The sequence below is a fragment of the Cryobacterium sp. TMT2-4 genome, from assembly GCF_004402575.1.
Lineage (GTDB): Bacteria > Actinomycetota > Actinomycetes > Actinomycetales > Microbacteriaceae > Cryobacterium > Cryobacterium sandaracinum.
This window is the reverse complement of sequence record NZ_SOGE01000033.1, coordinates 1-19,530: the sequence shown is the minus strand read 5'-3', so window position 1 is coordinate 19,530 and position 19,530 is coordinate 1. Positions and strand designations below refer to the sequence as shown.

The following is a 19,530-nucleotide window of genomic DNA, read 5'->3' as shown; positions in this document are numbered from 1 at the left end:
TTTGGCAGATCACCAACTTTTGATAAAGTAACAGAGCTGTTCAAGCGACATTCCTCGATAGCTCAATTGGCAGAGCAGCGCACTGTTAATGCGCAGGTTCTTGGTTCGAGTCCAAGTCGGGGAGCGAAAGGCCACCAAGGGCTCCACCCCTGGTGGCCTTTTTTGTATCCCGTTCACTTCCGTGCGACGCGGTCGCAGAAAAGGCGGCATCCGTGGAGTCCTGGCTCACCGTGAGCACCGTTCTGGCCGTGCTCGTCGTCGGGCTGCTCGCCCTCTGGCTGGTCACCCTTGTCCGGGCCCGGCGCGTGGTCTTCGACCGCACGGCGGCCGAACGGCTACGCATTGACCTGCAACTGTCTCTTGCCGAACAACAGGGCCGGCTCGGCATCATCCGGGATCTTCAGGACGTGGCCGTGCTGTCCGTCGCGCGGCTGATCACCCGTGCCGAAGGTGCCCGCTACACGGCCGAGAGCGACCCGTCCAGCGCCGTGCGGGTGGCGACGGCATTGGTCGACGATGGCCGGGTGGCGCTGGCCGACATGCGCCGCGTGCTGACGATCGTGCGCGAGGGTGAATCTGTCTCCGCCGCCCAGCCGGGCCTGCAGTCGGCGAAGGACCTGTTCCGAGTCATGCGTGACGCGGGCGTCACCGTGGTCTTCACCGAGTCAGGCGAGCGGTTCCCGCTCAAGCCGGGCGCCGAACTGGCCGTCATCCGTATCCTGCAGAGCGCGCTGGCCAACACCCTCACTCATGGAGGACGAGGCACGGAGGCTCGGGTCACGATCTCGTGGACTCAGGACGGGCTGCAGCTGCTGGTCGCGGATGACGGCATCCGTGCGGTGGCTCGCCGGGACAGTGCCGACGCCGCCGACTTCGCCGCGCGCACGAAGTACACGATCGACGACGACCTCAAGGCGCTGAGTGCGAACGTAGCCGGGGCAGGCATCACCCAGATGCGCGAGCGCACCGCGATGTTCGGTGGCATCTTCAACGCCGGGACCGTGCCCGGCGTCGGGTTCACGGTCACGGCCATCTTCCCGTCATTGCGCTTCCACAACGGCATCCACGGAGTGGACCTCGACCGCGGCTGATTCTTTCGCCGGGCCAGCGGATCAGGCCGGGCCTACCTGGTCAATCTTCAAGGTTGTCGACGCCGGGCATCCAGCTGAGCCCGGGCGTGCCCCAGCCACGCTTGCGGGTCACCTTGAAGGCGATCTTGGCGTAGAAGTGCTCGAGGCGATCCACGTACAGGGTGCCGTCGAGGTGGTCGTACTCGTGCTGGAAGATGCGGGCCAGCCAGTCTTCGGCGTGAATCTCGAAGGGCTTCTGCTCAAGGTCCACCGCGCGCAGGCTGGCGGAGGGGGAGCGTAGCAGCGGGAAGCGTTCGCCCGGATAAGACAGGCAGCCCTCGACGTCCTCGTTCTCGTCGGCCTCGCCCGAGGGAACCGGGGTGATCCACAGTTCCGGGTTGATGGCCGCGCCACGCCACAGGTGGCCGTCGTCATCGAGGTAGTTGTAGGTGAAGAGCCGGAGCGGCACTCCCACCTGCGGCGCCGCCAGACCGACGCCGGGCGCGGCATCCATTGTCTCGAACATGTCCCGCACGAGTTCATGCAGATCATCGTCGAAATCAGTGACGGGAAGGGCGGGGAAGTGGAGAACGGGATCTCCTGAAATTGCTATCGAACGAACGGCCATTCTTCAAGGATAACGGGCCGGTTCTCGATAGGCTCGTTTGAGTGAACCCCGACCTGACCGACCTGGCTGCGGAAATCGCAATCAATCCACGTCAGGCAATAGGGATTCCACTCGCCCTGGTGGGTGCCGTATTCCTGTCGCTGGGAGCTCAATTCCAGCATCGCGGCGTCACGAAGGTCGAGGCCAAAACGGCTGAGGTCACCGGGGGACTCAACCCGCGCCAGTTGATGCTGCTGCTCGGTCGGCCTTCCTGGGTCTTCGGCACGATAATGCTCGGGCTGGCGATCGTTTTCCAGCTCTCCAGTCTGGCCTTCGCCCCCATCATCATGGTTCAACCGCTCGGCGCCGTCGCCCTCGTGATCACGTCCATCCTGAACTCCCGCATCACCCGGGTCCCCGTCAACCGCGCGTCGAAGATCGCGATCGCGATGTGCGTCGGCGGCGTGGCCCTTTTCGTCACAGTGGCCGCGTTCACCGCCGTGGACAAACCAGTCACCGACGGCAACCTGATCACGATCCTGATCGTGCTCGGCGTCGTGTTGTCCCTCTTCGGCGTCGCGTTCCTCAAGCTGCGTACCCAGTTCAAGGCGATGTTCTACATTGTCGGCGCCGGGGTGCTCTACGGGTTCGTCGCGACGCTGGCCAAGGTCGTCATCAACCGAACCCAGAACGGCAACTTCGAGTGGCTGACCCTGACCTGCGTCATCGGGCTTTTGCTGGCGGCGGTGCTCGGCGCCTACTTCGTGCAAAACGCTTACGCGTCCGGCCCGCCGGACCTGGTCATCGCCGGACTCACCGTGATCGATCCGCTGATCGCCGTCGGCATCGGCATCGTCGTTCTGGGCGAGATCGAACAGGCTCCGCCGTGGGCGGCTGTCGCCTTCCTCGTCGCGGGTGTCGTCGCCATCGTCGGGGTCTTCCTGTTGGCCCGGTATCACCCTCTCGCCGACGACTGACGGCGCTCCAAGCACTCCGTTGGGCGTCCGCGTGGGCGCGCCGCCCCCGGTATGGCTGTTGCAGCACCGGATTAGAATAGGGTTCTAGAAGACTTCGTCAGCGTACGCGCCGTCGAAAACATGATTTATCGCCGGATGACGAACTCCGGCTCACTTACGTTGGGACATTGTCTTTTGTCAGATTTGACCGATTTGCCGAGCGAGTCGTGCCCCCGCGAGCCGGCGAAGAAGCCTCTCCGCATCCTGATCGCGGCGGACACCTTTGCCCCCGACGTGAACGGCGCGGCCCGGTTCGCCGAGCGTCTTGCCGCCGGGATGGTGGGCCGCGGGCACGAAGTGCACATCATGGCTCCAGCCGCGTCACGCAAGTTCGGCACGTGGACCGAGGTGCATGAAGGCCAGCCGATGGTCGTGCACCGTCTGCAGAGCTGGCGCTGGTACCCGCACGATTGGCTGCGGTACGCCCTGCCGTGGTTCATTCCGCGAGAGACCCGGAAAATCCTTGATACGGTCAAGCCGGATGTCGTCCATTTCCAGTCCCACATCAACGTGGGTCGTGCCGTCACGATCGAGGCAGCGAAGCGCGGCATCCGCATCATCGGCACGAACCACTTCATGCCAGAGAACATGCTGGAATTCACCCTTGTCCCAAAGGGCCTGCACGATCGCCTCATCAAGGCCGCCTGGCGGGCTGCGAGGCGTACCTACGGCCGGGCGGAAGCGGTCACCACACCGACCCTGCGAGCCGCCCAGTTCCTGGAGCGCTACACCGGCCTCGAGGGCGTGCTGGCGATCTCATGCGGCATCGACGCCCACAACTACTCGCCGACTTTCGCGCCACGCACCGAGAACCGCATCCTTTTCGTTGGCCGCGTGACCGGCGAGAAACAGATCGACGTGCTGCTGCAGGCCGTGGTCCTGCTCTCGCCCGACCTCAATGTGAAGGTGGAGATCGTCGGTGGCGGCGACCAGAAGCGCAACCTTGAACATCTGTCGCAGGCGCTCGGACTCAGTGGTCGGGTCACGTTCACGGGTTATGTGACGGATGCCGAACTGGCGACCGCCTACACCCGCTCGACGGTGTTCGCGATGCCGTCGATCGCGGAGTTGCAGAGCATCGCGACTATGGAGGCGATGGCGTCTGGATTGCCGATCGTGGCCGCCAACGCCATGGCGCTCCCACACCTCGTGCACGATGGCCAGAACGGCTACCTGTTCGAGCCCGGAAACGCTCAGGACCTCGCCGACAAGCTCACGACAGTTCTGACGGCCGCACCCGACGACCTGAACGCGCTCAAAAACAGTTCCCTCCGGCTCATCGGTGTGCACGACATCAACCGCACCCTGAACACGTTTGAGTGCCTGTATCGCGGGGAACCGGTTATCGACGCGGTCACTTCCGACGCGGCCGCCCGCGGCGCGGAGTAGGCGGGCGAGCCCGCCTTTCGAGCCTGTATCGTTGAACCCGGTGATCAACCCGATCACCACAGAATCGGTCGCACACTCGTCAGAGCAGTTGCGTCGATTGGGGCGGTAGCTCAGCTGGTTAGAGCAGCGGACTCATAATCCGTCGGTCCCGGGTTCAAGTCCCGGCCGCCCTACTGCAATATGCTGGTCAGATGTCATATTTCTGTTTTTGTTTATTTCATGTTTGAAGTCAGCTACCTATGCAGCTACCTGGGTCATTTCGTGGGCGTTTTTTCAATCCCCAAAGAATGACTGATGTCCGCGGAACCAGGCTTTGGAGAAGCTGCTTTCGGGCCTCATTCTTGATGAGTTTTTGGCTGGTAGAACACGGGAAGGCGGGAACGGTGATCGTTCCCGCTGCGGGGCTGCGCGACAACGACCTCATTCCCGGATCGTCGAATTCATCGTGGAGCAAGACGGCGACGTCCTCGAACTCCTGCTAAACGGACGCATCTGTTCCTCAAAGAGCACTGGGAACACGCGCTGCACGCAAGTACAGATTCCGGTGGGCGGTCGATGATGATGATCAGCCGGGCGGAGTTCTCGACGCCGGCCCTAGTAGTCAGTTCAAGTGTGATGCCACTTCGCCCCAAACCGGCTTCTTCGATCCTCATAGGAATAGACGACGCTGAGTGGACCTGGGATCCCAGCGTTCCTCATCGGAGGGAACAACGACGTCCTGCAGAGGCCGTCGATCGTTGATCGTTGTGCGTCGAGAGCGTCCTTCGTGGACGACCAGTCCATGGCCTCTAGGTACGTGTACTCGTAGAACACAACTGAATAAACTCCAGCCGGCAGCCGGCAGCCGGCAGCCGGCAGCCCGCGGTCGCCTGTGGATTCCTCCAATGATCCGCTGATGCTCACTTCGGAGTACAGCCCCGGAAACTGGCCCCTAAACTGCGGGATGGTTGCCCTCTCCGCCTCGACCTAGGCAAGCAACGCCTCCGCGTTCTCGACTTGCGCGTCGTCAGCCTGTGCGGTGCGCTGCTCGGCGTACGAACCAGAGCCCGAAGGCACGGAAGCCGACGAGCACGCGGTGGGTTTGTCGGCTGGTTTATTGATCCATGCCGTCTCGGGAATGGACAGGATCTTTGGTGCCTGATTGGTGCTGAATCGCTCGGGGAAGCGTTTCCGTGCCGGGTCACGTCCCGCTGAGTGGTGGAATTTCTCAACACCATGCAGGTCAGTAGTTTAGGCGGCGGCGAGTTCGGGGAGGATCACCGCCTCGTCGAGGACCTCGATGGGGTTGTTCATGACGGCCAGCTCGAGCATCGAGGCTTCGGAGAAGTAGCGGCGTTCGTCGGCTTCCCACTCGTCGTGCTGCTCGATCAACACCGACCCGGCCAGGCGCAGCAGGGCCGCGGCGTTGGGGAACACGCCGACGACGTCGGTGCGGCGTTTGATCTCCTTGTTCACCCGTTCGAGCGGGTTCGTGGACCAGATCTGGCGCCAGTGCCGCCGCGGGAAGCCGGCGAAGGCGAGGAGGTCGGGTTGCGCGTCGACGAGCATCGCGGCGACCTTCGGGTGCGAGCGGGAGAGCATCGTGGTCACCTCGCGGAACTGTTTCTCGATGTGCTCGCGGTCGGGCTGGGCGAAGATGGTGCGGATGATCGAGGCGACCATGTCCTGCGATCCCTTCGGCACCACGGCGAGGACGTTGCGCATGAAATGCACCCGGCAGCGCTGCCAGCCGGCGCCCTGGAACACGGTCCCGATGGCCTTCTTCAGGCCGGTGTGCGCGTCAGACATGACCAGCTTGACCCCGTCGAGGCCGCGAGTCTTCAACGACCGCCGGAAGCTGGTCCAGAAGCCCTCGTTCTCGCTGTCACCAACGTCGAAGCCGAGGACTTCCCGGCGTCCGTCGGCCGCGACGCCGACCGCGACGACGATGGCCTGGGACACGATCCGGTGCCCAACGCGGGCCTTGCAGTAGGTCGCGTCGAGGAACACGTAGGGGAAGTCCTGCGCGGCGAGGGTGCGGTCGCGAAACTGGGCCACCTCAGCGTCCAGGCCCGCGCAGATCCGGGACACCTCCGACTTCGAGATCCCCGTGTCCGCTCCGAGGGCCTTGACCAGGTCGTCGACCTTCCGGGTCGATACACCGTGAACGTAGGCCTCCATCACGACAGCGAACAACGCCTGGTCGACCCGGCGGCGCCGCTCCAAAAGCGCCGGGAAGAAGGAGCCGGCGCGCAGCTTCGGGATCTTCAGGTCGAGGTCCCCGGCCGTCGTCGTCAACGTCCGCGGCCGGGTGCCGTTGCGGTGGGTGGTGCGGTCGCCGGAGCGTTCGAACGGGGCGGCGCCGATGAACGCGGTCGCCTCCGCATCGATCAGTTCTTGGTAGAGAGTTTCGGTCGCGACGCGGATTCGGTCGGTGACATAGGTGAGTTTGAGTTCTCCCAGCAGGTCAAGCAGGGCAGACTGGTCTAGAGCCATCGTGTGGTGTCCTTTGTGAGTTGCTTTAGTCGGTACTCACTGACCATCCCACGGTGGCTCTTCACGTTGACGAAGCAACACTCAAGAGCGGGAAATCACACCACTCACGGGGACGTAACCGTCATGAGTCGTGCTCGCCGATCCGGAGGGCAATGAATTCTGCATTCTGGAAAACCTAAACTCGACGGAATCGAGCGCCATGAAGCTGGATCGTTCTGGTGAGGCTAGTTTCGACGTGCGATTATCATTTCGTCTAGTTCCGTAACGTGTAGTTGCGTATCTTGGCCAGCTCTGTTACGTTACTGATGGATACGTAATAGGGAGTTGGTTCTGATGTCCGAGTCGCAAATGGCGCCGCGCCGCCCCGGTGGCCGTGGCAGCGATATCGGGCGTCCCCGTGACCCGGACATGGATCAGGCCATCCTGCGGGCGGCGATTGAGTTGCTCTCCGAGGTCGGCTATGTCCGTGTAACGGTGGCGGAGGTCGCCCGGCGGGCGGGGGTGAGTAAGCCGGCCATCTACCGGCGGTGGTCGCAAAAGTCCCAGCTCGTCGTCGAGGCGATGGTGACCCAAATCCGCCCGGGCAAGGACAACGATTCCGGCAGCGCCGCGGGCGACTTGGTGGCCCTGACCGACGAGCTGATCGATGTCCTGACCCGGACCCCTCTCGGCCGCGTGCTGCCTGGCCTGGTGGCCGAGATGGCCGCCGATCCGGTGCTCGCCGCCAGCTACCGCGATCTGATCATCAAGCCGAACCTGCGACACTGGCGCGCGGCCGTCGAGCGCGGAATCGCCTCCGGCGAGCTCTCCGTCGATATGGATGTCGACTTCGTGCTCAACGCGCTTGTCGGCCCCCTGTATTTCAGCCTTCTGATCACGGGAGAGCCCATTGCGGCCGGCTACGCACGCGCTGCCGTCAACCTTGTCCTCGCCGCTCACAAAACCGCGCCCGGCTAACACCCGAACGTCGGCACCTCTCGTTGCTTTACGCCTTCAGGTGAGCGCGTGGTTCCAACGCGCCTGCGCCTGACAGCGCCCGCGTCAGTCGAACGCGCTCATCGCACGATCACTCTCCGACCCACTGCACCTTCCGACAGGAAAAAAACATGACCAACAACCCGACCACGAAATCCCTTCAGATTCGCTCCGCGACAGCCATCCCCGCGTCGGCCATTGCTTCGGCGAGGGGCGTGGTGAAGACCTATGGGCGGGGTGACACAACGGTGCCAGTTTTGGCGGTTATCGATGTTGATTTCACTTGTGGTGAGCTGACAGCGATCATGGGCCCGTCCGGGTCGGGCAAGTCCACCCTCCTGCACTGCATGGCCGGGCTGGACACAATCACCTCTGGGACCGTGACGATTGACGGCGAAGACGTCGGCCGGATGAACCAACGCCAACTGACGAAGCTTCGCCGCACCCGGCTGGGGTTCATCTTCCAGGCCTTCAACCTGGTTCCTACGCTCACTGCGGCGGAGAACATCACGTTGCCGCTGGACATCGCCCGTAAGCCGGTCGATCGTGCGCACTTCGACAAGGTCGTGGCCGCATTGGGGCTGGAGTCACGTCTACACCATCGCCCCAGCGAGCTGTCGGGAGGTCAACAACAGCGAGTCGCGTGCGCCCGAGCGCTCGTCGCCAAACCTGCGGTGATCTTCGCCGATGAGCCCACCGGCAACCTCGATTCGAAGGCGTCCACCGAGTTGCTGGGCTTTCTGCGCCGCTCCGTCGACGATCTCGGCCAAAGTGTCGTCATGGTCACCCACGACCCCCGCACGGCCACCTATGCCCACCGTGTCCTCTTCTTGGCCGATGGCCGGCTCGTCGGCGAATTAGTAAACCCTACACAAGCATCCGTGCTCGAAGCGCTCGCTAGTCTCGACGTTGCACCCACTGCGGACAAAGGCAAAACCGACAACGACACCTCTGCAATGCTCCTCCCGGTGCGTGTCTGATGCGCCGCGTGGCGTTGCGCGGAATACGCGCGCATCTCGTGCGATTCATCCTCTCGGTCCTGGCTGTCGCGCTCGGAGTCGCTTTCGTGGCAGGCACTTTCTCCCTGCGCACAATGATGTCTTCCACATTCTCCGGAATCGTGGACTCGACCCTGCTCGGAGACGCCTACATTCGCGGAGCCGAACCTGCGCTCGGGCGCAGTATGACCGGCGCAATCGGTGAAAACCGCAACACCGTGCCTGCCGCTCTTGCCGGTCGGATTGCCACAGTACACGGTGTCGACAAAGCGTTCGCCGGGATTACCGGCCCAATCGTCGTTGTCGGAAAAGACGGCACCGCGGTCCAGAGCACCCAGGCGCCCAGCTTCGGGGTGGCGTTGTATCCCGACGACACCACCGTCATAGTTGCCTCCGGACGCGCTCCCAGCGGACCGGCCGAGATCGGACTCGAGTCCGCGACCCTGGCGTCTTCCGGTTTGTCGGTGGGAGACCAAACGAAAATCGTTGTGGCCGGCGAAATTCGCGCTGTGCGGGTCACCGGGAAAATGTCGATGGGCACCGCACTGGCCGGGGCCACGATCGTGTACCTTGACGTTGCAACCGCCACGGCGGTCTACGCCCCAGACGGCATGGTCTCCTCGATCGCCGTATATGCAGATTCGGATGTGACCCAAGCGAACCTGGTCGCAAAACTGACCCCAGTGCTTTCGCGCGACAAAACAGCCGTTGCCGAGGCTCTCACCGGTGACGCAATGCGAGCCGAAGCGCGCACGGACATTGAAGCTCAGCTCGGGTTCGTGCAGGCGTTCATGTTGGTATTCGCGGGCATCTCGCTATTTGTTGGGGCCTTCATCATCTCCAATACCTTCTCCATGTTGGTGCGCCAGCGCACCCGCGAGTTCGCTCTGTTGCGCGCCGTTGGCGCGTCGCCGACCCAGGTGTTCGCGTCCATCCTCATCCAGGCCGCCGTTGTCGGTTTGCTCGGGTCCGCGCTGGGAATCGCGGGGGGCCTTGGCCTGGTCTCGCTGCTTCGGATCGGCTTTGACCAGGTCGGCATGGACCTGTCCGGATCCATCCCTCTCGATGCTCCGACCGTGATCGTCTCGTTGCTTATCGGCACCGTCGTAGCCGTCGTGGCGGCCGCCCTGCCGGCCCGCCGCGCCGCCCTCACCGCGCCGGTCGAGGCCATGCGCGAGGCGACGGCGACCGAGAGGTCTCTGCGTGTCCGCACTATTATCGGCGGTGTTCTCGCCACCTTAGGTGCTGCAGGGCTCGTCGTGGCGCTACTCGCGCCCGACAGCAACGGGTCAGCTCTGGTCGGCGTCGGTGCGGGGCTGCTCGCCCTCGGCACGCTGCTTCTGGCCCCGTTCCTCGTTCGCCATTGCCTGGGGGTGCTCTCCGCGGTGTTCGTCGCCGCAGTCCGGCCGCTGGGTAGGTTGGCCCGCGGAAATGTCGTCCGCAACCCGAGACGCACCGCGAATACTGCCAGTGCGCTGATGATCGGCATGGCACTGGTCGGCGCCGCCTCGGTCCTGGCTGCTTCGGCCACGGTCTCCACCCGCGCCATCGTCGACGACGGCTGGACGTCGGACTTCTCCATTCAGTCAACTACCGGAGTGCCCGTCGGCGCGGTGGCTGATGTCCGTGCGCTCGACGCTGTCGGCGCGATGGACGTGCTCGCCTACGGCCCCACCGTCGTCGTCGGCCCGGGGGAGAGCGCGGCCAAGCAAGATGCCTCGTTCGTCGTCGGACTCCCACCGAAGGCATTCGGGCGCACCATCGACCTCGATGTCGTGGAGGGTTCCCTCGACACCCTTGCCGACGGCGCGATCGCGGTGCAGGCGAGGACCGCGAAGGAACGCGGCTGGACTGTCGGCGACACGGTGACGTTCGCCTCCCGGGCCGGTGCCGTGTCGGCGTCGGCGCGGGTGGGTGCAATCATCGACTCCCGTCTGATCGGCGATTCCATCGTCATGTCGGACAAGCTTCTCTCCCAAGTCGTTCCCTCAGGCCAGGTAAGAATCGATTTCCTGCTCATCCACGCTGCTCCTGGGGTGACTGCGGCGAACCTGCGCGCCGACCTGGTCAAGGCGGTCGGACCATATGTGGTGCTCTCAGTATCCGACAAGGGTGACTTTGCGGACGACCTTGCGGGCCAGGTCAACCAGATCCTGGTAATCCTCTATGCGCTGCTCGGGCTCTCGATCATCATCGCCATCCTGGGCATCGTCAACACATTGGCCCTGTCGGTAATCGAGCGCACCCGCGAGATCGGCCTCATGCGCGCCGTCGGCCTCGGCCGGCTCCAACTGGCCGGGATCATCACCATCGAGAGCGTTCTGACGGCCCTGTTCGGCACCGTCGTCGGCGTTGTTCTTGGCGTTGCCATTGCATCAGTGATGCCGACCGTGTTCAACGGGGTCGGTCTGACCACACTGGCCATCCCCTGGGCGCAGCTCGCCGGCATGCTCGTCTTAGCTGTCGTCGTCGGCGTGTTGGCCGCATTGTGGCCAGCATCCCGTGCCGCCCGACTGCCCATGCTCGACGCCGTCGCATCCGACTGAGTCACCACCACCAGCCCAACCCAACCCACCCCAACCCCACGAAAACGAAGGCACGTATCATGTCAGCCACCCGCACGGACCGCGTCAAAAACTCTTTCCCCCGCCAAATTCGGGACGCGACCCGATGAGAACCTTCATGCGGTGGTTCGTCGTTGTCGTGATCGTCGGGCACGGTCTCATCCACCTGCTCGGCGCAGCCAAAGGGTTCGACTGGGCGGAGGTGGAGGCTCTCACCCAGCCGATTGAACCGGCGCTCGGCCTGGTCTGGCTGACCGCCGCCATCGTGGTCATAGCGACCGGGGTGCTGCTCGCGGCCCGCAATCGCAGGTGGTGGGTCGCCGGCACTATCGGCGTCCTGATCTCGCAGGCCGCGATTCTCACTTCATGGAGCGACGCTAAAACTGGCACGCTGGCAAACCTTCTGCTGTTGGCCGCCCTGGGATACACCTTCGTGTCCCGCGGCCCCACGAGTTACCGCGCCGAGTACCAGCGTCTCGTTCAGGCCGCGCTCAGCGAAGCCCAACCGCGCTCCGGCGTAGCCGTGACCGAAGCCGACTTGGCCCACCTGCCAGGGTTGGTCGCCGAGCACGTCCGTCGCTCCGGGGCAGTCGGTCAACCCCGAGTGTCTTCCCTGCGCGCCAATATTCACGGCCGGATACGTGCCAGCGCCACGTCGCGATGGATGACCTACACCGGCGAGCAGGTCAACACCTACGGGCCCGCGCCCAGCCGGTTGTTCTGGATGGACGCCACGATGTTCGGCCTGCCGGTCGACGTCCTCCACGTCCTCGTCGGGCGCACCGCCACCATGCGCGTCAAGCTGTGCTCGATGCTGCCGATAACAAATGCTGCAGGGCCGGAGATGGATCGGGCCGAAACCGTGACACTGTTCAAAGATTTCTGCATCCTCGCCCCCGCGGCGCTCATTGACGCCCCTATCGTCTGGCAGCCCCTCGACGACAGCCATGTCCGCGGGGTTTTCACCAACGGTGCGCAGACCGTGACCGCCGACCTGACCTTCCGCGACGGCGACCTCGTCGACTTCATCTCCGACGACCGGATGAGCACCAGTCAGGACGGCTCCACCTTCACCCCTCAACCCTGGTCGACACCCGTGAGCGACTATCGAGCGTTCGGCAGTCGGCGACTCGCCGCCCGCGGCGAGGGCCGTTGGCATCCCACTGCCCCGCACAACCAGTTCGTGTACTTCGAGTACAACCTCGACACCATCACCTACAACCCCGACGCCGCAGCGGCTAACACGTCGGGCCAAGTTTTACGGGTGCGGAGTCCGAGGCTCCCGAAATGACGGCCTCGGTTTCACGCGCCTTGTACAATCCCTGGTTTGGCCGACGAATCCACCACTCACCAGCGTCCTCGCCGCAGGGGCCCTAGCTCTCGGGGCACGGTCCCGCCGCCTCCGAAGCTCCCACCCCTGAACCCCCCACCGGGCATCCGTTCAACAGCGGACATCCGTTTAAGAGAAAAATCCCCAACATGACCGCAATAGCCCACCAACATCCGGGAACAACCGGCTTCACCGACGAGTTCCACCGTGTGCGCGACTTCCTCGTACGGATCAACCATGCAATCCCAACCACCCCCGGCTTCCTGTGGGGGCGATGGGAATGGATGTTTTCCCTGCCCTACCTCGACGCCAGCGCGCTGCACCGCATTAGAATCTGGGAGCACAACGGACGCGTGGTGGCTGTCGTCACCTACGAAACCGAACTCGGCTCGGCCTACCTACTAACTGACCCCGAACACGCCGACCTGCTGCCAGACATGCTCCAGTACGCGCTCGAGCACCTCACCCGGGGCGGGGAAGTCAGGGTGCTCGTCGGTGAAACCGACCACAACCTGCAGCGCATCGCCGCCGCGCACGGCTTGACCGCGACGGCAGAGGCCGAAGCAAACGCCGTCCTCGACCTCGCCGGGGACTTGTCCTACCGCCTCCCCGCCGGCTACCGCATCGCAGCCTCGCGAACGAACGCGACATGCTCCGCTTCGACCGACTCCTGCACCGCGGCTTCAATAACCCTGGACTCCCGAGAGCCAACGCCGAGGCGATCCAGGAACGCCTAACCAGCGTATCTGGACCACACCTCAACCCCGAACTCAACATGCTGGTCGTCGCCCCCGACGGGGACTACGCCGCCTACTGCGGAATCTGGCACGAGCCCGGCACAACTTACGCCCTCGTCGAGCCGGTGTGCACCGACCCCGACCACCGACGTCGCGGCCTCGGACGCGCTGCCGTGCTCGAAGCCGCGCGGCGTTGCCGAGACCTAGGCGCCCAGGCCGCCTACGTCGGCTCGAATCAAGCGTTCTACTCCGCTCTGGGGTTCACACCCCACTCCAACGGGATCTGGTGGAAGCTGTGACTCGCACGTCCCCTCGACCGCGCGACACCACCGTTGCTGGCGCTCCAGATGTCGCGTAGGCGCATGACCTGACAGTGTCTGCGTCGTGCTTGTCAAAGCGATTTGGAAGTTGAGAAGTCGTTGCGGATTTGTCTTTCAGTGTTGCTACAGGACATGCCTTTTCTTGTGCCGTTACTCTAGGGGGGCCGGCTTTTCGGTGGCAGCTTCGGGTCCGCACAATTGGGCACAGAGCCCGACACTTTTTGCCCTTCTCACCGTCCGCGCCCTTCGGAACTCTTGGCGACGGCGGGCCCCGCTCGAAATGCGGGTGTCCGCGTCCGCGTCGGTCCGCGACAGACGAATGAAGTGCAATGCGCAAGGACGGGCCAATGATCAGGTCGAGGCTGATCGTGCTGGAAGGCGTAGCCGGGTCTGGCAAGTCGACGCTGGCGAGTTACATCGCTGACTTGCTCCACGCGAGAGGGGTCCGCTGCCACCTGATTGTCGAGGGCTGCCTCGATCATCCGGCTGACTATGAATCGGCGGCGTGGCTGTCTGGGCCCGAGTACGCTCACTTTCTCGAGCAGCACGCGTCGGATGGTGACCCCATCGAGCGCTCCGCGGAGCCCCACGACGGCGGATTCCTCGTCCCCTACGGCAAGCTGCAAGCCGCGGGGCTAGTGGGCACTCCAGCACTAGACGCCCTCGCCGCCTACGACGTCTATGAGCTCGCCGAACCGATCTACCGACGTCTTGTTCTGCAACGCTGGCAGGCCTTCGCGAAACGAGCATCTGCGGAGCCTGATACGTGGGTGCTCGACTGCTGCATGCTGCATGCTGCATGCTGCATGCTGCATGCAGCAGGCTGCAGAACCCAATCACGACCCTCATGATGAAACACAACACCGATGAACGAACCGCAAACGGGGCAGCGGAGTGGCCGTGACCGACTGTTGATTGAGCAGCGTGTCAAGCACGTTTCGGGCCAGCTGTATTGGATCAATGACTTCAGTTGATCGGCATTTCGAGATCAGTGGCGAAGAGCATGAGGGCAATCCTAGGGATCTAGGCCCATCTGAACGACGGGCTACATCCGGCGGTCGCTGGCGGACTAGGTTGCCGACCTGCTCCGACAAGCCCTCTGTGACCTTCCGCGGTTTGGCTCGCCTCAAGAATGGCGCTCTTGCGCCGTCCCCAGCGGATGAAAAGCCCCAGAGCCACGACGACCCCAACCACAACGAGAACCTGGACTAGCACCCAGAAGTTCCACCAAAAAAGAGCACTGAATTCCATCTCGACCACCCCTCGATTCGCGGACACCTGAGTGCCCTACTTAGCGCGACCCTACGACCGCGTGGTCGTTCGGGGCAATACGCCGTCGATTGCCTGGCCAGTCCGGAGCAGCTCGCCAGACGAACCCTCGCCGGGACGTGGTTGCTTTGGGACGGTTCAGCTGGTGGGCTGGGCTGCTCGCCAGTTGCGTGCATGGGTCAGTATCTGCTGGATGACAGCACTCTTGGCTTCGGCGTAGTGGTTCATGTCGCTCCATGTGTTGGCCGCGAGCGTCCGCTTTGTGGATTCGTAGAGTGCACGGTCTGCAGCGCTGACCCGGAGCCAGTCGCGGAGGTCGAGATAGTCGATCCGCTCAGCGGTCTCTGGCGGAAGAACATGCACGTGGAAGTCCAACTCCGCCGTGCGGAGCATCCGGTGGCCGTATTCTCGGACACGGAGCCGCAACCCGATGGCTTCCATTGGCACGATGTAGGACTCCTCGTCGTCAATGTCGGCCACGACCAACAGCATGTCGATCACCGGTTTCGCAGCGAGTCCAGGGACTGAGGTCGAACCAATGTGTTCGACCGACAGCGCAGCCGGGCCCAAGGAGTCCTGGATCTTTTGAGCCATGGAAGCTGCCTTCGAGGACATGTGTCGTCGTAATCGACGATGACGATCGCCCGTTGCTCACGACCACCGATCAGGATGGTGTCGAGTTCCGTGTCTCTTGCTTGGCCCATCCAGCGAGTCTGGCACGACAGACTCGACCGTTGAGGCCTCATTGAAGTCCGCCAGCAGGGAACGCCGAACGCCGAACGGTCTGCGCGACATCTCAGCGCTACCTAACCGGCACGCGCCGCTGACCCGTCGGCTCGTCCCGAGCCCGGCATCCGCCCGAGGCCGCTACGCGAACGGCAGCCCGCACCTGCGGTCGCGGGTGCGGCCTGCCGAAACCCGCGCGGCGAGCGAACTCAGCGGGACGGCCTACACCAGCGCTGCCTACAACAGCGGTGCCCACAACAGCGGTGTCGACTACACCGGTGCGTACAACAGGGGCGAGAAGGCCTGGGCCACGAGCACCCTGAGGCTCTCGAGACTGCCGCTGGCCAGGCCGAGCGCCCGGGCCTGCACTAGGACGTTGCCGATCGCGGTGGCCTCGACCGGCCCGGCGAGCATGGGCAGGCCGGTCAGGTTCGCGGTCAACTGGCAGAGCAGAACATTCTGCGAGCCGCCGCCGACGATGTGCACCGTTCGGATGTCCGCCCCCGACAGTTCGCTCGCCGCCCGCAGGGTGCGCGCGTACGCGGTCGCGAGGCTCTTGACGATGCTTCGCACGAGATCGGCGGGCGTCGCGGGCACGGCGAGGCCGTGGGCCAGGCAGTGTGCGCGGATCCGCGCGGGCATCTCACCCGGGGCCAGGAATCCCGGGTCGTCGACGTCGAAGATCGTCACCGGCCCGGTTACCTGCGCGGCCTGCGCGAGCAGGGTCGGCAGGTCGAAGGTGATGCCTTCGAGAGCCCAGCTGCGCATCGACTCGCTCAACAGCCACAGGCCCATCACGTTGCGCAGGTAGCGAACCCGGCCGTCGACGCCGCCCTCGTTGGTGAAGTTCGCCGCCCGGCTGGCCTCGCTCAACACGGGCGAACGCAGCTCGACGCCGACCAGGGACCAGGTCCCCGACGAGATGTAGGCGGAGTTCTCGTCCCGCATGGGGGCGGCCACGACGGCGGATGCCGTGTCGTGCGATCCGACGGCGACCAGGTCGAGCCGCGAGCCGGCCCCGATCTCGCGGGCCACCCCGGGCAGCAGGGCACCGATCCGGGTGCCGGGGTCGACGAGTCGCGGGAAGATCGAGCGCGGCAGCCCGAGTCGGGCGATCAGCGCGTCGTCCCACTCGCCGTGCCCGGTATCCGCGGCCGCCGACACGGTCAGCAGCCCGGTCGTCGAGGCGTTGGTGCGCTCGGCGACGCGCTCGCCGGTCAGCCAGAAGCCCAGCAGATCGGGTATGAGCAGCATCGTGTCCGCCCGGTCGAGCTCGCCGGCCCGCTTCTCGGCCTCGAGCTGGTAGAGCGTGTTGAACGGCAGGAACGCCAGGCCGTTCCCGGCATAGAGCTCGGCGGGGGAGACCCGGTCGTGCGTGGCGGTCACGGCGTCCGCGCTGCGCTCGTCGCGGTAGTGGTAGGGGTTTCCGAGCATCCGTTGCCCGGCCAGAAGCGCATAGTCGACTGCCCAGGAGTCGACCGCCGCACTCTGCAGAGCCGGCTCCTCGTGCACGGCGGAGTGCAGCCCGGCGAGCACATTGCGATAGAGGTCGAGGATGTCCCAATGCAGCCCGTCGATCGTGCGCACCGGCAGGTTGGGGAACCGGGCGACCGCGTGCAACTGCAACTCGTTGGGCCCGACGTGCCCGAGCATGACCCGCCCGCTCGAGGCGCCGAGGTCGATCGCGGCGACGGTGCCCGCGCCGGTCACCATGATCCGGCCTCGCCCGCGCTGCCGGACCGGCCGCCCGCGGTCATCGCAGGAAGGCGGCGGCGACGCCTGCGTCGACCGGAATGTGCAGCCCGGTGGTGTGGCTGAGGTCGCTCGTGCAGAGCACGAAGACCGCGTTGGCGACGTTATCGGGGAGCACCTCGCGCTTGAGCAGCGTGCGCTGCGCGTAGTACTTGCCAAGGTCCTCCTCCGGCACCCCGTAGACCGCGGCTCGTTTCGCGCCCCAACCGCCGGCGAAGATGCCCGACCCACGCACGACCCCGTCCGGGTTGATGCCGTTGACCTTGACGCCGTACTCGCCGAGCTCGGCGGCGAGTAGACGCACCTGGTGGGCCTGGTCGGCCTTCGTCGCCGAGTAGGCGATGTTGTTCGGCCCGGCGAAGACGGAGTTCTTGCTCGAGATGTAAATGATGTCGCCGCCGAGCTTCTGGTCGATCGGCACCCGGGCGGCCGCGCGCGAGACGAGGAAGGACCCCTTCGCCATCACGTTGTGCTGCAGGTCCCAGTCGGCCACCGTGGTCTCCAGCAGGGACTTCGAGAGCGAGAGCCCGGCGTTGTTGACAACGAGGTCGAGACCGCCGAAGGCGAGCACGGCGGCGTCGATACCCGCCTGCACCTGCGTTTCGTCGGTCACGTTCGCCTGCACGCCGATCGCGGTGTCCGTGCCGCCGAGCTCGGCCGCGGCGGCCTCGGCCTTGGACAGGTCCAGGTCGGCGATGACCACGCAGGCACCCTCGGCCGCCAGGCGCACGGCGATCGCCTTGCCGATGCCGCCGGCCGCGCCGGTCACGAGGGCGATACGTCCGGCGAGCGGCTTGGGCTTCGGCATCCGCTGCAGCTTGGCCTCCTCGAGGGCCCAGTATTCGATGTTGAACTTCTCGGCCTCGTCGATAGGGGCGTAGCTGGACACGCCCTCCGCGCCGCGCATGACGTGAATGGCGTTGACGTAGAACTCTCCGGCGACCCTGGCGGTCTGCTTGTTCGCGCCGTAGCTGAACATCCCGACGCCGGGGATAAGCACGATCAGCGGGTCGGCGCCGCGGATGGCGGGCGATTCCGGGGTGGCGTGCCGGTCGTAGTAGGCCTGGTAGTCGAGGCGGTACTGCTCGTGGAGGTCGTGGAGTCGGGCCAGCGAGTCCTCGATCGAGGCATCCGCCGGGAGATCGAGCAGCAGCGGGGTGACCTTGGTGCGCAGGAAGTGGTCGGGGCAGCTCGTGCCGAGCGCGGCGAGGCGGGGGTGTTCAGCATGGGCGAGGAAATCAAGCACCTCGGGCGCATCGGTGAAGTGGCCGACCTTGGGACTGTCGGTGGAGACGAGGCCACGGAGGGTCGGCGCGAGCGCAGCCGCCTTGGCGCGACGCTCCTCGGCGGAGAGCGCACCGAAACCGGCCAGTTCGGGGCCGAACGGCTCCGCCTGGGAGTGCTCCTCGATGTAGGCGGTGGCGGTGTCGATGATCCAGAGCGAGTGCGCCTCGGCCTCCTCGCTCGTGTCTCCCCAGGCGGTGATGCCGTGTCCGCCGAGGATGGCGCCGATGGCTCCGGGGTGGGCGTCCTTGATCGCCGCGATGTCCAGGCCCAGCTGGAAGCCGGGACGGCGCCAGGGCACCCAGATCACCTTGTGGCCGAAGATCGAGTCGGTGAGCTCCTCACCGTCGGCCGCCGTCGCGATCGCGATGCCGGCATCCGGGTGCAGGTGGTCGACGTGGGCAGCATCGACGAGGCCGTGCATGGCCGTGTCGATCGACGGCACCGCCCCGCCCCGGCCGTGGAGAGCGAAGTCGAGGGCGCCGACCATCTCGTCCTCACGGTCGAGGCCGGGGTAGACGTTCACCATCGAACGCAGCCGGTCGAGGCGCAGCACGGCCAGGCCCGACTCGGTGAGGGTGCCGAGGTCGCCGCCGGAACCCTTCACCCAGAGCAGTTCGACGGTCTTGCCGGTGACCGGATCGGCCTCCGACCCCTTCGCGGAGGTGTTGCCGCCCGCGTAATTCGTGTTCTTGGGGTTCGCGCCGAGCCGGTTCGAACGAGCGATGAGCGCTGCGGCCGTGGGGTTGATGGTCATGATCTGCTTTCCAGGGGCTGAGAGAGGAGCTAGAGGGCAAAGGATGAAGAGTCGGGTGGGGTTAGGCGCCCCAGCCTGCTTGGGTGCCGCCGATGCGGTCGGTGGAGATCTTCTCCTGGTAGCCGGATGCCGCGAATGCGGCCATGGGGTCGGCGGGGAGGCCGCGGGCGGTCATTTCCTGCACGTTGAGGACCGAGCGGATCTGGCCCGGGATCTTCTCTTCGACGTTGTGGCACTGGTCGAGCATGAAAGCGACGGTGG

General features: G+C 65.0%; 15 protein-coding genes, 2 tRNA genes and 1 pseudogene. 12 read left to right on the top strand and 6 right to left on the bottom strand.

The window, feature by feature from the left end; translation table 11 throughout:
- Positions 1-51 precede the first annotated feature (51 nt).
- A tRNA-Asn gene (locus E3O54_RS11055) sits at positions 52-124 on the top strand.
- An 88-nt stretch (positions 125-212) separates the two neighbouring features.
- Positions 213-1,091, top strand: a complete 879-nt coding sequence (locus E3O54_RS11050; protein ID WP_134343382.1) for a sensor histidine kinase — start codon at positions 213-215, stop codon at positions 1,089-1,091.
- 40 nt (positions 1,092-1,131) lie between these two features.
- On the opposite strand, the gene def is transcribed toward E3O54_RS11050, so the two are convergent.
- Complete coding sequence (def, locus tag E3O54_RS11045) at positions 1,132-1,698, bottom strand: peptide deformylase (protein ID WP_104099976.1); 567 nt, start codon at positions 1,696-1,698, stop codon at positions 1,132-1,134.
- A gap of 41 nt (positions 1,699-1,739) precedes the next feature.
- Between def and E3O54_RS11040 the strand changes: the two genes are divergently transcribed.
- The 3 genes from E3O54_RS11040 (at position 1,740) to E3O54_RS11030 (ending at position 4,255) form a co-directional block, all read left to right on the top strand.
- The gene (locus E3O54_RS11040) at positions 1,740-2,654 is read left to right on the top strand and encodes a DMT family transporter (protein ID WP_104099975.1); all 915 of its coding nucleotides are present in this window, start codon (positions 1,740-1,742) and stop codon (positions 2,652-2,654) included.
- A 192-nt stretch (positions 2,655-2,846) separates the two neighbouring features.
- Positions 2,847-4,082, top strand: coding sequence for a glycosyltransferase (locus E3O54_RS11035; protein WP_241976872.1), 1,236 nt, complete (start codon positions 2,847-2,849; stop codon positions 4,080-4,082).
- Positions 4,083-4,181: 99 nt separating this feature from the next.
- A tRNA-Ile gene (locus E3O54_RS11030) sits at positions 4,182-4,255 on the top strand.
- A gap of 1,057 nt (positions 4,256-5,312) precedes the next feature.
- Here the strand turns inward: E3O54_RS11030 and E3O54_RS11025 are convergent.
- The gene (locus tag E3O54_RS11025) at positions 5,313-6,557 is read right to left on the bottom strand and encodes an IS256 family transposase (RefSeq protein ID WP_134401603.1); all 1,245 of its coding nucleotides are present in this window, start codon (positions 6,555-6,557) and stop codon (positions 5,313-5,315) included.
- A 333-nt stretch (positions 6,558-6,890) separates the two neighbouring features.
- Here E3O54_RS11025 and E3O54_RS11020 point away from each other — a divergent pair, with 333 nt between their 5' ends.
- The 7 genes from E3O54_RS11020 to E3O54_RS10990 all read left to right on the top strand — a co-directional run bounded on the left by E3O54_RS11020 (position 6,891) and on the right by E3O54_RS10990 (position 14,332).
- Positions 6,891-7,514, top strand: a complete 624-nt coding sequence (locus tag E3O54_RS11020) for a TetR/AcrR family transcriptional regulator (RefSeq protein ID WP_134401602.1) — start codon at positions 6,891-6,893, stop codon at positions 7,512-7,514.
- Positions 7,515-7,663: 149 nt separating this feature from the next.
- A complete protein-coding gene (locus tag E3O54_RS11015; RefSeq protein WP_134401601.1) occupies positions 7,664-8,512 on the top strand; it encodes an ABC transporter ATP-binding protein in 849 nt (282 codons plus the stop codon).
- A 113-nt stretch (positions 8,513-8,625) separates the two neighbouring features.
- Positions 8,626-11,076: an ABC transporter permease gene (locus tag E3O54_RS11010; protein WP_370247780.1), complete on the top strand. Its 2,451-nt coding sequence runs from the start codon at positions 8,626-8,628 to the stop codon at positions 11,074-11,076.
- A gap of 124 nt (positions 11,077-11,200) precedes the next feature.
- A complete protein-coding gene (locus E3O54_RS11005; RefSeq protein ID WP_134401599.1) occupies positions 11,201-12,385 on the top strand; it encodes a DUF6544 family protein in 1,185 nt (394 codons plus the stop codon).
- 188 nt (positions 12,386-12,573) lie between these two features.
- Complete coding sequence (locus tag E3O54_RS11000; RefSeq protein WP_134401598.1) at positions 12,574-13,161, top strand: hypothetical protein; 588 nt, start codon at positions 12,574-12,576, stop codon at positions 13,159-13,161.
- Complete coding sequence (locus E3O54_RS10995; RefSeq protein ID WP_134401597.1) at positions 13,074-13,460, top strand: GNAT family N-acetyltransferase; 387 nt, start codon at positions 13,074-13,076, stop codon at positions 13,458-13,460. Before E3O54_RS11000 ends, E3O54_RS10995 begins: the two co-directional genes overlap by 88 nt.
- 350 nt (positions 13,461-13,810) lie before the next feature.
- On the top strand, positions 13,811-14,332 hold the full coding sequence (locus E3O54_RS10990; RefSeq protein ID WP_134401596.1) for a hypothetical protein: 522 nt from the start codon (positions 13,811-13,813) through the stop codon (positions 14,330-14,332).
- 556 nt (positions 14,333-14,888) lie between these two features.
- Here the strand turns inward: E3O54_RS10990 and E3O54_RS10985 are convergent.
- The 4 genes and pseudogenes from E3O54_RS10985 to E3O54_RS10970 all read right to left on the bottom strand — a co-directional run.
- Positions 14,889-15,365, bottom strand: a complete 477-nt coding sequence (locus tag E3O54_RS10985; RefSeq protein WP_370247777.1) for a GrpB family protein — start codon at positions 15,363-15,365, stop codon at positions 14,889-14,891.
- 381 nt (positions 15,366-15,746) lie between these two features.
- A complete protein-coding gene (locus E3O54_RS10980; protein WP_134401595.1) occupies positions 15,747-17,189 on the bottom strand; it encodes a rhamnulokinase family protein in 1,443 nt (480 codons plus the stop codon).
- Positions 17,190-17,229: 40 nt separating this feature from the next.
- Positions 17,230-19,269 (bottom strand): bifunctional aldolase/short-chain dehydrogenase, encoded by a 2,040-nt coding sequence (locus tag E3O54_RS10975; protein ID WP_134401594.1) that lies wholly within the window; start codon positions 19,267-19,269, stop codon positions 17,230-17,232.
- A gap of 61 nt (positions 19,270-19,330) precedes the next feature.
- A pseudogene (locus E3O54_RS10970) lies at positions 19,331-19,530 on the bottom strand (rhamnose isomerase); the annotation flags it as partial.